This is a genomic window from Limnobacter thiooxidans, assembly GCF_036323495.1.
Classification (GTDB): Bacteria; Pseudomonadota; Gammaproteobacteria; order Burkholderiales; family Burkholderiaceae_B; genus Limnobacter; species Limnobacter thiooxidans.
Window position 1 is genome coordinate 3,259,683 of record NZ_AP028947.1, and the last position, 15,280, is coordinate 3,274,962.

A 15,280-nucleotide genomic window follows, 5' to 3' on the forward strand; every position below is an offset into this window, starting at 1 on the left:
ATTCATCGCAATACAAACACCTCGCCACCCAGCACGCCCACATGCATGGGCCACTGATGACTGTTCTGGTTTTCGGTTGATTCGAATTGAAACAGAGGCTGATACCTTGAATTCAAAAGTGCATACACCGATGATTGACGCACTTTGTGAAATAGCCAGCTTGCCGAGTCGAGGGACTCCTCAGACAGATTGAACGTTGAGCAAAGCAGATTCAAACGAGTAGAAATGGCGGCATGAGCCTGTTGCATATCCAGGCCATACGCACTGGCCACTTCCTGATTGCGAACAGAAAAGTACGGCAGCAACAGCGATACTTTCTTGGTTTGAAACAAACCCGCCAATCGAAGCACGAAGTCTTGAATCTTGATGTGGTCGGTTTCGTCTGCCCCGGACTGCAATACATCAAGGTAACGCCAGCGGTTGAAAGACACGGGCAAGTTCACAGTGACATCCAGCATTCGCCCTTTTTCAAGACGATGCCCCTTTTTGAAATTCTCGCCCAGATCAAACAACACATGGGCTTGCACCAGGCTTTCACCCCCCCTGTCTTTTTGAAGCTCGACCGACACCTTGACCCCACAATCAACAGGGGCCAACGCACTGTCGAACTGCACACCCTGAGGACCCAATGCAAGGACTTGAATCCGGTTTTCACCAGACTGAATGAACTCGTGCACAGGAAGACGAATTTCCTGATCTGAAATCAACTTGCAGAGCACCATGCCATTCAGGGTTAACAGTGCATCCAGCCCCTGAACACGGGCGCGAATCAAAAGGGTTTTATCCATGACGCAAATCCCAGGTGTGCACCGTCGACTCGGGCAGCAGATCCCATTCCCCGAAAGTCCACCCAAGCAGTGCGTCCGCCGCCTGCCATTCACACACCAGTTGCGAGTGGCCCAACTCCAGCGTCAATCCAAGTTGGCGCGTTTGCGGATCAATAGTGACCAGTAGCCGAAGGCTCAAATGCCCGGCAATCGGGTTGGTAAGACTCAAAACCGGTTTGCCCACACAGATGGCGCAATTCAGTTGAGCGTGCAAGGGAATGTTCTGCTGGCGAATCAAAAACGGTGAGCCCACAGGCAATTGCCCCACCGGAAAGCAGCCCTCCAAGGACCAGCTCAGACGAAAATCCTGAGGCAGGCAAATACTGAGCTGTGCAAGGCACCCTTCATGAATCAGACTGCCCTGCCAATCAATGCCACCGGCTGACACACTGAGGCCCAGTTCACCATGTGTGGCATACGCAAAACTACTTTCCTGGCTCACCCACCCCGCACTGAAAGCGAGATCTGCATACATCACAGGCGCTTCCAACAGCAAGGTGGACTCGCGTAGCAAACCAGATTTTTTCCAATCTGAATCAAGGAGTTGACTGACAAGATCAGGCAACTCAAGACCACGTTTTTGACAGGATAGGCTGGCTTGCCTGGCATCCACAAGCCGTAGTTTCTGCAGCGGTGCAAAGCCGTGGGTCGCCCCTAGGCCAATCTCGCATTGATCGAACACCGGGTGTGGATTGACACACCAGGGGTCAGGTGACAAGGCCCCCTGACACACCTTCGAGAGCAAACGCGGAACAGGAAACGAGGCCGATATTTTGTGCTGAAATCCGGATGTCGTTCGAAGAAAGGTTGCTTGATCATGAACTGACTCAAGGGATGGGGATGTGCTGCCGGTATAACCAGTATGCGAGCAAGGCACATCAACAGGGCCACAGTTGGTCAAGGGGTTTGACAGCGTATACAAACAATCGTGTTCCGGTTCAGGGCTGATCCACGCTTCATTGAAAAAACCAACACCGGAAAGAACCCGATGAATGTGCTGAAAGGCACCGCGGGGGACACCCGCCAGCAAGGCACTCGACACACAATGCGCAACCTGTATTTGTGCATCCTGACCGAGTGGTATGGACTCGAACTCAAGATCGCAGGCCATCAGACTGAAGAGGACACAGGCCTGATGATAGGCGCTGCGAATACCACGCAAATTCAGTTGTTCAATCCACGAGGAAACCACTTCCGGGAAGTCTGCGTGAGCTGAGTATTTTTGGCGCGTATCCAGTTCGGTCAGCAGTGACTGAATTCGAATCTCGTGGTCACGCGTTGCAAGGTCTTCAAATTGAGCCTTCAGTTCGAGCGTCAACATTTTGATACCACCTTGACCTGCAAGCTGCCATCTTGCTGACTGAACAACTCCACACCATTTTCTAATGCAAACGCAAACAGTGTTACCGGACCGAACAGACGAACCAGGTCATCCCCATCAAGTCCACGCAATACCAGTTTCAAATAGCGGGGATCGAACCAGGGCCACAGACGATTCTGACCCGACTCATCCTTCAGGGTGCGCAGACCACGCAAATGATTTTTCAGTGAAGAGAGCGGCTGATTTTCAAGTGCCACTGCATAACCTTGCGTGACAGGCTTCCAGACCCACGATTGTTGATCGCCCAGCGCATGACTGCCCAACTTGACGATTGACACCTTGCAGTCCACCAAGACAGGACCGCCAACAGGGCGCCCGTGGAATGCCGGGAACTCGGCCTCGGAAGTGCCTTTAAACAACTGCTCGCTGGGGGCTACACCATAGACTGACAGCATGCGGAATCAGGGAATTGGATCAACAGGAGGCTCCACCACTTCCGGGGCCTGTGCTGTTTCGGGTGGCGCAGGTGAGGCACTGGCTGCCCCTGCACCACCGCCCCCGCTATTGACGGAGATGAATGGACCATTAAATACAATGCCAGAAGCCGAAATGACAATTGACGATCCACCTACATTCAGGGATAGGGTGGAACCTGCGGTCAATTTCAGACTTGAACCCGCTTTCAAATTCCCCTGGGCCGAAGTGCCAAGACTGAGATTGCCCTCTGCCTGCAAATCCGTACTTCCGCTTGACTTGATGGAACACTGCCCGGTGGTACTGACTGCGATTTGACCCTGGTTGATGACACCCAGCAGGCCCTGGACCTTGGCCAGCAGATCGTCGTTGACGGTCAGGTGCAAAGCCTGCTCGATTTGCTGGCTCAATTTCCCAAGAACCGTACGCGACACATCCTGCTTGATTTCTTCAATCAGATTGCCATGAATCAGGCGATGGGAATCGTTGCCAATTTCTTCGTGGCTGTCGTTCTTGATCAAACTCAAGTAGTCTTTTTCAGCCTGAAACCAGACATACTCGCTACCCAGTTTGTCTTCAAAACGCAATTCATTGAAATTCGAGGGCGAACCTTTCTCGCTGGAATGCGAGCGCCAACCAGATACTGTTTTGTGGTCAGGCAGCGGGTATGGGACCTGTTGCTCTGCGTTGTACGTAACGCCAGTGACCAGTGGCCGATCGGGATCGCCGTCCTCGAAAGACACTATCACTTCCTGTCCAATTCGCGGAATTGCAATGAAGCCCCAGCCTTTGCCCGCAACCGGTGACGCCACGCGCACCCAGCAAGAACTGTTTTCATTGCGTTGACCATACCGGTCCCAGTAAAACTGAACCTTGATGCGCCCAAATTCATCGGTGTGAATTTCCCGTCCTTCCGGCCCCACCACCAAAGCAGGCAAAGGGCCTTTGACATGGGGTTTTCTGGATTTGCGCTCAGGACGAAATGGGTGACTTGCCTCAATGCCCTGAAACTGGCAATCAAAGCTGGATTGCGTGCCACTGCTGGCTTCGGGCTCTGCTTCGTGAATATTCACCAATGTACTGATGATCAACAGACTTTTGGAAAAGGCGGAATTGTCTTTGCACACCGTGGAAATCAGGTGGCCATTGCACACGCCGCGTGCCGCGGTGCTTGCATGAAAAACCTGCTGGCGACTTTGCGCCTCCTCAACCCGAAGCCGACTGTAGTGCGCGCCTTCCCCTTCATTGTCGTATTCGCCTGGATACTCGAAAACCTCGTAGGCTGCGTTGTATCCCTCGGTATTGCCTTGCGATGTCACCAACAGCGATGTCGACGGTGTTTTGAAGTTGTAGTCAGAATGCGCATGCCGGGGTGGTTCTATTGATTTGCGCAGGGACATGCCGGCAATCATTTCTTCCGGCGTTAGTCGCCCCCCCGCCACCGAAGGATCATAGGCCAATGTGTCATAGGCCGGATAGGTGGGGTGGGCTGAAGCAGAGTCAACCAGCACCAGGGTGTGCTGATTTTTTGCATGTTCAAAAAAGAAGTAGATACCTTCCTGCTCGAGAATACGCCTCACAAAGTTGAGGTCACTTTCACCAAACTGGACCACGTAATCCCACACGCGTTTAGCGCCTTGCGTGCGATCAGAAAACCGCACGGCCGAATGACTGTGGCGGGCAATCACTTCTGCTACGATGGTTGTCACGCTTTTGTTCTGATAAACGCGAAACTCCTGGTTTTTACCCAGCAGCCATGTCCAGGACTTCAGCTCCAGACGATAGCTGCAACGCCCACCGGCAGCCAGCGAGGCTTGTTCCATTTCAACAATGACACCGTCGAAATATCGCAGGCTTTGAGCCCGTGTTTCAAATGCCAGGCACAGTGTTTTCCCGAGGAAGTCATCCGCATTCAAGGTGGCGGAATCAGACTCGAGAGAAACCGTGCCCGTGCTGTTCTCAGACAGGGACTCGTGCAACCTTGCGGAGCGAAAATGCATTTCGTCCAGCGGGGCTGATCCGCTTAGTGTGATCAATCTGTTCATTGCTGCGGCAAATGGTTCCGGTCAAGGCAAACGGCTGATTTCAACGCGCCGGTTGGCTGCCGAATAGGGTCGCTCGGCATCTGCCAGCCGTTCGGCCCCCTTGCCCTCGATGCGCAACAAGGCAGGTGAAACACCTTTGTGGGTCAGATAGCTCTTGACCGCTTTCGCACGCTCTGCCGACAAGGCCTGATTCAGCAACACATTGCCGCTTGCATCGGCATGGCCAGTGACTAGAATCGGTGGGGTACCAGCAGGGCGATTGCTCAAGACTTCTGCAAACACATCAAGCTGTTTTTTCAGGTCAACCGGCAACTCAGCCGAACCCAACTGAAAGTGGGCATTGGGAATTGAAAAGCGAACTGCGGGCTTGAAGCCCATGCACTTGAAACCATGCTTGCGCAATTCTTCACAGGCCTCTTCGGGAAAGAGACCTTCCTTAACCTGCTCGGCTGCGGGAACTGTATTTCCCAAATCAACCACCAATGATTCTGCGTGAGACAGGGCACTGAATGCGAGTGCCAACGGTGCAATAAACGCGAACTTCGCGATGTGTTTTTCAAACATAGCTACTCCGGAATAGGTAGGGCATCGGTAAAAAAATCACCTTAAAAAATCTCGTGTTAGGATTTTTCGCAACTTGGGCGTCGAGTCTATTCCATTTGAAAAAATCTGTTCAAAGAGTGATACATCCCAACAAACTTAGAGTGAACCCCCACCCCCGATATGACTAAAAACAGCCGAGTGATCTGGAGCGAAGGCCTCTTCCTACAGCCTCAACACTTCCAGCAACAAGAGCGATTTTTCGAGCATGAAATTCATGTTCGCTCATCGCATTTCAATGGGCATTTTCATGGATTCCACACTTTGCAACTCGACGCCGACTTGCTGGTGGCTGGCAGAATTGGCGTGCTCAAGGCCACTGGATATTTTCCGGATGGAACCTATTTTTCAATTCCTGACAAGGACCCTGCTCCGCCCTGCCTCACCCTGGCCAGCTTTCCCAATGCAGGCAAGGTGATGTTGTCCCTTGCCAATCCACACTGGCATGCGCCACAACTGGAATGGCAGGAAAACGGTGAAAACGCGGACAAACAGGCTCGACTGAAATTCGTGGGGGAGTCCGTGGAAATGCCCAATCACCATGACCCGGAACTTGAACCGCAAAGTGTGGATGTCGCAAGACTTGCCAGCTTCCTGAGTGTCGACACCCAACACCAGGAGGGACATGTACAACTCCAGGTGTGTGAGTTACTTTCCTCAAGGAATGGGGAAATTCGCATCAACGAGGCATTCATTGAACCCTGCCTGTGCAGCCTGCAGAATTCGAATATTCGTCGAGTACTGGATGCGGTACTGGCTTTGCTCGAAAGTAAAATCAGCCAGCTGCGCCAGCGGCGCATACGCAAGGGGAGCCACAACAGCTCGGAGATAGGTGACTTCCTGCTGTTGCAGGCCTGTGTGCAACACCGACTGATTTTTGCGCATTTACTGGGCAGCAAACAGGTTCACCCAGAGGCTGCATACCTGCGCCTGCTGGCGTGTTTGGGCTCGGTCACGCTGTACGGCGATGACAGCGCGGCAGATTTCTCACCCAGCTACAACCACGACAACCTTCGCCTTTGTTTTGACGGTGTACTGACTGCCATTCGAAATGCCTTGGCAGGCCTGCATGACCAGCACGCCATCCAGATCCCTCTGACCCCCAAGCCTGGCGGCATTCACATCGGCCAAATTACTGACCGTACACTGGTGGACAACGCCCACTTTTACCTCTCGGTTCATGCTCTGGCACCCGAGGAACTGATTCAGCGACAGCTACCTAGCACAGTCAAGATTGGTCCAGTGGAAAAGCTTCGCGACCTGGTCAATCTCAACCTGCCAGGCGTAAGGCTGAAGTCAGTGCAACAAAGTCCAGCTGCATTGCCCCACTATGCGGACCACTTGTGTTTTCAGCTTGAAACACGTGCCGAGCCCTTGTGGAAACTGCTTGAACAAACCGGCCACCTGGCCATTCATTACGCCGGGGATTTGCCGGAACTTCGACTCGAGTTGTGGGCAGTTCGGCGTGAACAGGAGCGATTGCTTTGAGCAAGCATGACCCTTTTGCTTCGCTGGGCGGCGAACGCACCATCATCAAACCACGGCTGGGGAAACCCGCCAGTGCTGCCATTGATTCACTGGACAACCTGCTGGGCCCTGGCCCGCAACACATTACGCACGGGCAATTCAGCGAAGCGGAATCCGTGCAAGCACAGGCAAGGCTTGACCACACGCTTGAACAACTTAAAGAGAGCCCTTCCGCCAGCAGGAATGTATTGCTGGCACAAGCCAGCCCCTTGCTACGCATGGTGTGCGCAATGGCCAGCGAAGCGCATATCACGTCAACAAAGGCATTGTCAGCCTGCTGGGCGAAAGGTTTGCTTGAACTGGACCGCACCCTGGAACACGCTGGGCGAGCACAAGCCGAACGGATTTCCATGCGTTATGTGCTGTGCACATTCATGGATGAACGCGCGGCAAATACGCCATGGGGCGGCTCGGGAAACTGGGCTGCACACAGCCTTCTGCTTCAGTTTTTCAGCGAGACATGGGGGGGCGAAAAGGTCTTTGCGCTGATTCAGAAAATGATGCAAAGCCCGACTGAAAACAGGGACCTTCTCGAAGTGATGGCGGTTATCCTCAGCCTGGGATTCAAAGGCAAATACCAGGTGGAATCGGGTGGTGACGTCGCGTTGCGGCAATTGCGAAGCAGGCTGTTTCAACTGGTACAGACCAACCCGCTTGACCCCATGAACCCTTTGCACCCGGCCTTCTGGAAATCCAGGGCACCGACGCCTGCAAAACGTTTGAACCACATTCCACTGTGGCTGCCAATGTGTGCGCTTTCAGCACTCAGCAGCCTGATTTTTCTAGGTCTGTACTTTGACATGAATACGCAATCCGATCAGGCCTTTGCAAACATTGCAGAAACATCCTTCCCCCCACCACAGTTTCCACAAGCACAGGCAGCGCCAGTGGTGTCGGCAGTTGGCCTGGGCTTACCCCAGCAATTGCGCGAGGAAATTGCAGTGGGACTGCTGACATTGAAGCAGGCTGGCAACAAATCCACCGTCATTCTGGTTGGAGACGGGCTGTTTGAATCCGGGAGTGCGGATATAAATCAAAAAGCAATTCCCCTTGTGGAGAAAGTGGCGCGCGAGCTGGCACTTCACCCGGGACAAATCACGGTAACGGGCTACACGGACAATCAGCCGATTCGATCAATCCGCTTTCCATCGAATTGGCAGTTGTCCTCTGAACGTGCAGAAAATATGGGGCAACGGATTGCCGTTTTTCTACCGAATACTGCAATTGCCACGGAAGGTGCAGGCGCTGCAAACCCCATTGCACCGAACAACACGGCAGCAGGCCGTGCCTTGAACAGACGCGTTGAAATTGCACTGGTTCACGCCCAATAACCCACCTGAGTTCACCATGCTTTTAAGATTTGTATTCTGCCTGCTGGCATTTTTCGGGTTTCTTGCGCTTGTCTGGTTTGTCGGTCCCATCGTGTCCATTGGTGAATACAAACCACTGGAGGGGCTTTGGCCGCGCTTTGCACTGATTGCTTTGATGGCGCTGCTGATCTTCGGCCCACTGGGCTGGCGTTGGTGGACCTTGAGGAAAGCCGAACAGGCGCTGAAAGTGGGTTTGACTCGACAGGATGAACAAGCCCGCGTTCAGTCTGCGAAGCTTCAGGAAATCTTTACCGAAGCGGTCAACACGCTAAAAAAGCACCAATCGCGCAAGGCCTGGTATCAGAGCAAACCCGGCCTGTACGAGCTGCCCTGGTACGTGATGATCGGCCCGCCCGGAAGTGGAAAAACAACTGCGCTCCATAATGCTGGCTTGCGATTTCCCTTGCAGGAGAACCTGGGCAAAGACCCTATCAAGGGAGTTGGTGGAACACGGAACTGCGACTGGTGGTTCACTGACCAGGCTGTGCTGATTGACACGGCTGGGCGCTTCACTACCCAGGACTCCGACCAGGCCACTGACGCAGCAGCATGGAATTCGTTCCTGGGCTTACTTAAAAAACACCGCCCCAGGCAACCCGTTAATGGGGTTCTGTTGACGCTCAGTATTCACGAGCTGCTAGATTCGCCGGCACAGAGAAGAGAAACAGCGGGAAAAATTGCGCTGCGTCTGCAGGAAATGATTCGAATACTGGGCATGTGCCCGCCCGTCTATGTACTGGTGACAAAACTGGATCTATTGTCAGGCTTCAAGGAAACGTTTGGCCGCTTGAGTGAACAGGAACGTGCTCAAGCCTGGGGGGTGAATTTTGAACACCCAAACCTGCTTGACATCACCCTGAAAGACACCCTTCCACACGCACTGAACGAAATGATTGCCCGCCTGAGTGAGCAGTTGAATGTCCGCCTGGACCGAGAGGAGCTTGAACATCGCAGGATCAAACTGTTTGAATTTCCGCTGGCCATGGCGCAGTTGAAACCGGCGATTGAAGACGTTTTGCTACAGGCACTTCAATGCGGAAGCCCCTTTGAGAAGCCCATTACGCTGCGTGGGGTTTACTTCAGCAGCGGGACTCAGGATGGCAATGTGTTTGACCGAATTTTATCGGGCATGGGTACACCCAGTCGCCACGCGGATACCAACACGGCTGGACAGGGCAAAAGTTTTTTCATTCAAGCCATGTTGTCGAAAGTGGTATTCGCAGAACAACACCTGGCTGCCTACGTGAGACGCAAGGCTCTGCTGTCAACAGTGAGCTATTTCGCAACCCTGGGTCTTGCGCTGTTGGTGTTCGGCTTGCTCTGTGCAGGCTGGTGGCTTAGCCACACCAACAACAGTAACGCCATGGCCCAAACGCTTGATCGGAGTAGCGTCATGAAAGCGCAGGCTGCTGCACTGCCCACAGAGGCACAAGCTTCGCTACAAGCCCTGTTCAGGGCATTGGACACCCTTCAGGGTGTGGTCACCCAAAGCCCGGACGAATTGACCTACCACTTGGGTTTGAATCAGGACGTAAAACTGCAACAGGCCGAGCAACTGGCTTACCGGCGAGCCTTGTCAGAAGCATTGATGCCCCATGTGGCCAAACGCCTTGAAGACCGGCTTAGAGCGTCATTGAACCAGGACATGGAACTGGCCTATGAATCATTGAAAGCCTACGTGATGATCCATTCGCCACAGTATTTCGATGCGCAAGCGCTAGCCAGCTGGGTGGTTTTTGACTGGAAACAGAATGTGTTTTCTGCTTATGGACCTGACTTGAAAACCCGTGCGGTGGCGCATCTGGAAGCCGCCATTGCGCTGGGCGCACCCACCGGGTTGCCTGCAATTGACCTTGAACTGGTCAATACCGCCCGGCAGGCCATTGGCGTGCAATCACTGGAGCAACGTCTGTACAAACGCATGCTGCGGTTTTTCAAACCCGGTTCAATACCCGATTTCAATCTGATTCAAACCGTGGGGGTCAGTGCGGCGGCTGTGTTCACCCGACCCAGTGGCCAATCCCTGAACCAGGGTGTCGATGCTTTTTTCACGCGCGAAGCGTATGTCAGTCATTTCCTGCCCAGCCTGCCTGCCGAAGCGGCACGCTTGAACAAGGAGGCTGGCTGGGTCATGGGCGACAGCCATGCAGCCCTCAACGACGAACCCCACAACCTGCTTCAACGAACACGCCAGCTTTACATCGAGGACTACATCAATACATGGGACAGCTATTTGAAAGATGTGGAAATTCAGCGCCCCACTCAGTTTGACCAAGCGGTTAATCTGGCCCGCGTGCTGGCTTCACCGCAATCGCCCTTGAAGAAGTTTCTTGAGGGGGTGTCTGGGAACACCAGGCTGGCAGGTCAATCGACACAGCTTGCGTCCAAAGCGGAGTCTTTGGCCAATCAAAAAGCTTCGCAAAGCCTGTCAAGCAACGCTGCCTTGCTGGCGGATTCAGACTTCAAACCCGTGGATATCGACGTGCCACTGGAGCAGCAGGTTGATGATTATTTCAGCGACATCAATGGTCTGTTCGAAGGCAACCCACCAAGCTATGCGCAAGTGTCGACGTTGCTGAATGACCTGTATGCACAGCTTGCCGCTGTGGCCAGCGCCAAAAAAAGCAAAACAGCGCCACCGCCGCCAGCAGCCATGGACGCCCTGCAGGTGGGTGCTGGTTTGCTGCCTGAACCGGTACGCGCCATTGTCGGGCAGTTGGCAGGCCAAGGCAGCGCACAAGGCAGAGCCGCAGAACGGGCCAACCTGACGGCCGACCTGCGACCACTGCAAGAGGTTTGTCAGCGCACCGTGGCGAATCGTTACCCCATCCATGCCGGGTCAGGTCTGGATGTGCTGACCGACGATTTCGCACGCTTTTTCGGCCCATCGGGCTTGATGGACCAGTTCTTTTCCAGCCGACTGGCCAACCTGGTGGACACAGGCACTGGCAGTTGGACCCTGAAACCACTCAGCGATGGCTCCCGAGCTGCAAACAATCCGTCCCTGATCCAGTTTCAAAGGGCTGCCCGAATTCGGGATGTGTTCTTTTCAGGAAACAAGGCTTCGCCAGGCTTTGAAGTGGAAATGCGCCTGGTGAATTCGAGCAATCCGGACGATGTGTTCTACCTGGAAAACAACGGCGAACTAAAAATGTTTTCACGACAGTTTCAACCCAATCATCGAATTCAATGGGGTGGGCAATCCCCATCCGCCACACTTCGTGTACGAGCTTCGGAAGGCTCTTACAAAACCTATTCGGGCCCTTGGGCGCTTTTCAGGCTGTTCGACGCGAGCCAGATTCAAAACACCGAGCGCCCTGAAAAATTCAAGGCGAAATTCACACTCGATGGCAAGCAGTTTGATTTTGAAATACTGGCGAATTCGGCTTTTAACCCCTTGCGTCTTCATGAGCTACGTCAGTTTCGTTGCCCGGGCAATCTATGAACCACCAGACCCGAGTACGCAACATCGCCTGGTTTGGGAAACTGCCGTGTGTGGGCGATTTCTGCAGTCACAACATGAGCATTTGTTTGCTCAGCGAGCTGGATGACTGGTTGAGCACGGCCATGCAAGCGGGCTCAAGTTCACACGGCCCCGCCTGGATACGGGCGTACTTTGAAACACCCATTCATGGCTTCGTGTTGGGTCACAATACACTGCCATCGCAGGGCGAATTGCTTGTTGTCGGGGTGCTCATGCCCTCTGTGGACAAGGCAGGACGTGCGTTTCCCTTTGTACTACTGGAGCAGCTTGACAGCAGTACCTGCACGGAATTGTCGTGCAAAGAATTGGCTGACTGGTTCTTGCATGCCCACACGGTGTGTGCTGATGCGTTGAACGAGGAATGGCCTCTGCTGAAACTGAACGACGCGCTTTCAGGGCTGCCGACAATTCGCGCTGAACACGGGCCGGGCACAACACTGGCTGTGCAACGGGAAGGCACCCACTGGTTCCGGATTGATCATGCAGGCCAGATCACCAGGGTGATGCAACACCACGGCTTGCCACGCACACAAGCCTTTGGTGCATTGCTAGGGCGAATATCCCCAAGTTCATTGACACCATGAACGACCACACAGTCATTCAATCAGCCCCAGCGGTGAGTGGGAACTCAGGCCAACAGCCCTTGCCTGTAGGTGCTCTGATCGAGGGCTTCGAGATCCGGGGGATCATCGGCCTGGGTGGCTTTGGTATTGTGTATGAAGCTTGGGATCCCATGCTGGAAAGGCAGGTGGCCTTGAAGGAATATCTGCCGGGCACGCTGGCGATGCGATTACCCACTGGCGAGGTTCAGGTTCGTGATGAGCGACATCGCAATACCTTTGATGCAGGCATGCGCAGCTTCATCAATGAGGCCCGTTTGCTGGCCCAGTTCGACCACGCAGCGCTGGTCAAGGTTTACCGCTTTTGGGAAATGAGTGGTACAGCGTACATGGTCATGCCACTGTACCGGGGCATTACCCTCAAGCAACATCATGAACAGCAAGAGGAACCACTGGCAGAAAGCACACTTGTGCCCTGGCTGGTTGCATTGACCGAGGCGCTTGAGGTGATGCACCAGCAGCAGTGTTATCACCGGGACATTTCGCCGGAAAACATCATTATTCAGGAAAACACAGGCCTGCCGATTCTGCTGGACTTTGGCGCAGCAAGGCGTGCCATCGGCCATGTGTCACAACCCTTCACCGTTATTTTGAAGGCGAGCTACGCGCCGATCGAACAATACGCCGAATTGCCTTCTCTGAGCCAAGGGCCGTGGACCGATGTGTATGCACTGGCTGCGGTTGCTCATTTTCTCATGACCGGTAAAACACCCCCGTCTTCGGTCGGTCGGATGGTCAATGACAGCTACACGCCGCTGGTGGAGCAGGAAAACCTGCCATTCAGTACGGCTTTGAAAAAGGCGGTGGACCGCGCCTTGGCCGTTCAACCCGGAGAGCGCACCCAATGCATGCGGCAATTTCGTGAGGCCTTGTTGAACCAGCAGCCTGATGTGCTGGATCTTTTCAGTCCACCCACGCAAGGGGATAAGTTACAGCCCAACCTTGCAAGCCCTGTGAATAGCCGACAGAACAAACAGGAATACGGACAGTACTGGCGTTGTGCAGCGGGCGCAGGCCTGTTGAGTGTGTTGATCCTGATTTCGCTGCCATGGATTTTAACCGGCACGCAGGTTGAACAACCGGTGTTGATACCTTCTGAAACTTCATCGGCAAAGGAGCCCTCACCGGAGACGTTGCCCAACGAGGAAACAACCAGTGCCATGTCGAAAGCGTCACCCGATGTGTATGGCGCTTTTCAGGCCGTGTTGAACCGTACCCACTTTGCGCTGGAAATTCAGCCCAAAGAAACCGTTTTAAAAATTGGTGAAGACCTGCTTCGGTTTGGTATTGTTTCGCCCATTTCAGGGTACGTGGCGGTGTACGTAAGATCTTCAGACAACACCTTGATTCAACTGCTGCCAAACGCGCGAGTGCCCGCCATTCGAATAGAGTCAGGACAGTTGCTTGAGTTGCCGCCAGCGAATGAGCCCATTCAGGCAGCAGGCCCTGAAGGCTTGAACCAGTTCCTGATTGTGGTCACTGAACAAGCTCGGGATTACGCACACCTGAAACTTCAGGATCATTACGGATTTGGCCTGATCGAACATTCGGTGCAAAATCTGGAAGGAACAAGCCCGTGCAGTTCAACAAGTTGCAGGGATCAAATGGCCGCTGGCTGGTTTTCAGTTGAAGAAATGGATTGATTATTCTGTAGAATAAATTCATAGGGCACGATGTTATTCAAAACATTACATAAAAAGCTCAAAATTCTGGAGACGACATGAAAACCAAAACTGCAGCAGCATTGACCCTGCTGGGCGCTTGCCTGGCCACACCCTTTTCAGCTTACGCTGCCACCACCAAGATGTGCATTTTCGACATTGCCGGGCGCAGTGGGCCGGCTTTTGCACAGGCGCGCGATTACGCCGTGGCCGCAAAAGGTTGGGGGGCCACCATTGAGCTGGAAGCTTATGTGGACGAACGCCTTGCTGCAGAAGACTTCAAGACGGGCAAATGCGATGCAGCTGCAATTTCCACGCTGCGTGGCAGGCAATTCAACAAGTTCGTTGGAAGCATTGATTCGATTGGCGCCGTGCCCACCTACAAGCACCTGCGCACAGTGATTGAGTTGATGGGCAGCCCAAAGCTGGCCGACAAAATGACATCGGGCTTGTTCGAGGTGGCTGGTATTTTGCCAATCGGCGCTGCCTACGTGATGGTGAATGACCGCGCAATCAACTCCGTTGAAAAAGCCGCAGGCAAAAAAATTGCAGTACTGGATTACGACAAGTCCCAGGCCAAAATGGTCCAACAGCTTGGTGCACAGCCCGTGTCCAGCGAGGTCATCAATTTCGGCACCAAGTTCAACAACGGGCAGGTGGACATCATTGCCGCACCCACCATTGCTTATCAACCCCTGGAACTTTACAAGGGCATTGGTACGAAAGGTGGAATTTACCGGTTTCCGCTGGTGCAGCTGACCGCCAACATTCTGATCAAGAAAGACAGCTTCCCGGCTGGATTTGGGCAAAAGTCGAGGGAGTGGACACAAAAGCAGTTTGACCGTGCGATCGCCTTGGTGGACACCTCAGAAAAGGCAGTACCTGCCAGCGTGTGGCTGGATATCCCTGCCGGGGACCGGGAAAAATACGATGTCCTGATGCGGGAATCTCGCATTCAGATGACTACGGAAGGATTCTACGACCCCGAGATGATGAAAATCCTCAAGCGTATTCGTTGCAGACTGGACGGTAGTTTGGGCGAATGTGCCGACAAGCGGGAACTTTGATTTAACAGTCAAACGCTTGTTAAAAGATCAAAAACCTCATCCGCGATTTGGGCTGTTTTATAACCTGTTGTTTTTCAGGCATAAAACAGTCCAGAAACAACAAGATTCACACCAATTTCAAAAATGTTAAATTCAACCCGTAGCCACCAATTTACAAAATTAACTTTCATTTACACAAAAACCATAATATTGCTGTCTTTTCGTGGCAATTTCTCTATAGACCCAAACTATTACTAACTGGACAATTCGCGCAGTAACAATGGGTTGGCAAACGCCATCCCACA

At 53.4% G+C, this 15,280-nt stretch carries 11 protein-coding genes; 6 read left to right on the forward strand and 5 right to left on the reverse strand.

Features of this window, described 5'->3' with window-relative positions; all coding sequences use genetic code 11:
• Positions 1 to 2: 2 nt before the first annotated feature.
• Genes RGQ30_RS14870 through RGQ30_RS14890 form a run of 5 tightly spaced genes read right to left on the reverse strand, consistent with a single transcriptional unit; the run spans position 3 to position 5,231 of the window.
• Positions 3 to 788 (reverse strand): hypothetical protein, encoded by a 786-nt coding sequence (locus tag RGQ30_RS14870; RefSeq protein ID WP_130557481.1) that lies wholly within the window; start codon positions 786 to 788, stop codon positions 3 to 5.
• Complete coding sequence (locus RGQ30_RS14875) at positions 781 to 2,148, reverse strand: hypothetical protein (protein ID WP_130557480.1); 1,368 nt, start codon at positions 2,146 to 2,148, stop codon at positions 781 to 783. Before RGQ30_RS14875 ends, RGQ30_RS14870 begins: the two co-directional genes overlap by 8 nt.
• A complete protein-coding gene (locus tag RGQ30_RS14880) occupies positions 2,142 to 2,603 on the reverse strand; it encodes a DUF4123 domain-containing protein (protein WP_130557479.1) in 462 nt (153 codons plus the stop codon). Before RGQ30_RS14880 ends, RGQ30_RS14875 begins: the two co-directional genes overlap by 7 nt.
• Before the next feature lie 6 nt (positions 2,604 to 2,609).
• Entirely contained in the window at positions 2,610 to 4,667 is a 2,058-nt protein-coding gene (locus RGQ30_RS14885) for a type VI secretion system Vgr family protein (RefSeq protein WP_130557478.1), read from the reverse strand.
• Between the two features lie 21 nt (positions 4,668 to 4,688).
• Positions 4,689 to 5,231, reverse strand: a complete 543-nt coding sequence (locus tag RGQ30_RS14890) for an OmpA family protein (RefSeq protein WP_130557477.1) — start codon at positions 5,229 to 5,231, stop codon at positions 4,689 to 4,691.
• Positions 5,232 to 5,390: 159 nt separating this feature from the next.
• Between RGQ30_RS14890 and tssK the strand changes: the two genes are divergently transcribed.
• The 6 genes from tssK (at position 5,391) to RGQ30_RS14920 (ending at position 14,996) form a co-directional block, all read left to right on the forward strand.
• Positions 5,391 to 6,755 carry a type VI secretion system baseplate subunit TssK gene (tssK, locus tag RGQ30_RS14895; RefSeq protein ID WP_130557476.1) on the forward strand — a complete coding sequence of 455 codons (1,365 nt, stop codon included), beginning with the start codon at positions 5,391 to 5,393 and terminating at the stop codon, positions 6,753 to 6,755.
• Entirely contained in the window at positions 6,752 to 8,125 is a 1,374-nt protein-coding gene (gene tssL / locus RGQ30_RS14900; RefSeq protein ID WP_130557475.1) for a type VI secretion system protein TssL, long form, read from the forward strand. The genes tssK and tssL overlap by 4 nt, the downstream gene beginning before the upstream one ends.
• 16 nt (positions 8,126 to 8,141) lie before the next feature.
• On the forward strand, positions 8,142 to 11,609 hold the full coding sequence (gene tssM, locus RGQ30_RS14905) for a type VI secretion system membrane subunit TssM (RefSeq protein ID WP_130557474.1): 3,468 nt from the start codon (positions 8,142 to 8,144) through the stop codon (positions 11,607 to 11,609).
• Positions 11,606 to 12,232 carry a type VI secretion system-associated protein TagF gene (tagF, locus tag RGQ30_RS14910; protein ID WP_130557473.1) on the forward strand — a complete coding sequence of 209 codons (627 nt, stop codon included), beginning with the start codon at positions 11,606 to 11,608 and terminating at the stop codon, positions 12,230 to 12,232. The genes tssM and tagF overlap by 4 nt, the downstream gene beginning before the upstream one ends.
• Positions 12,229 to 13,911 (forward strand): serine/threonine protein kinase, encoded by a 1,683-nt coding sequence (locus tag RGQ30_RS14915; protein WP_130557472.1) that lies wholly within the window; start codon positions 12,229 to 12,231, stop codon positions 13,909 to 13,911. Before tagF ends, RGQ30_RS14915 begins: the two co-directional genes overlap by 4 nt.
• Positions 13,912 to 13,988: 77 nt before the next feature.
• Complete coding sequence (locus RGQ30_RS14920) at positions 13,989 to 14,996, forward strand: putative solute-binding protein (protein ID WP_130557471.1); 1,008 nt, start codon at positions 13,989 to 13,991, stop codon at positions 14,994 to 14,996.
• The last annotated feature ends 284 nt before the right edge of the window (positions 14,997 to 15,280 follow it).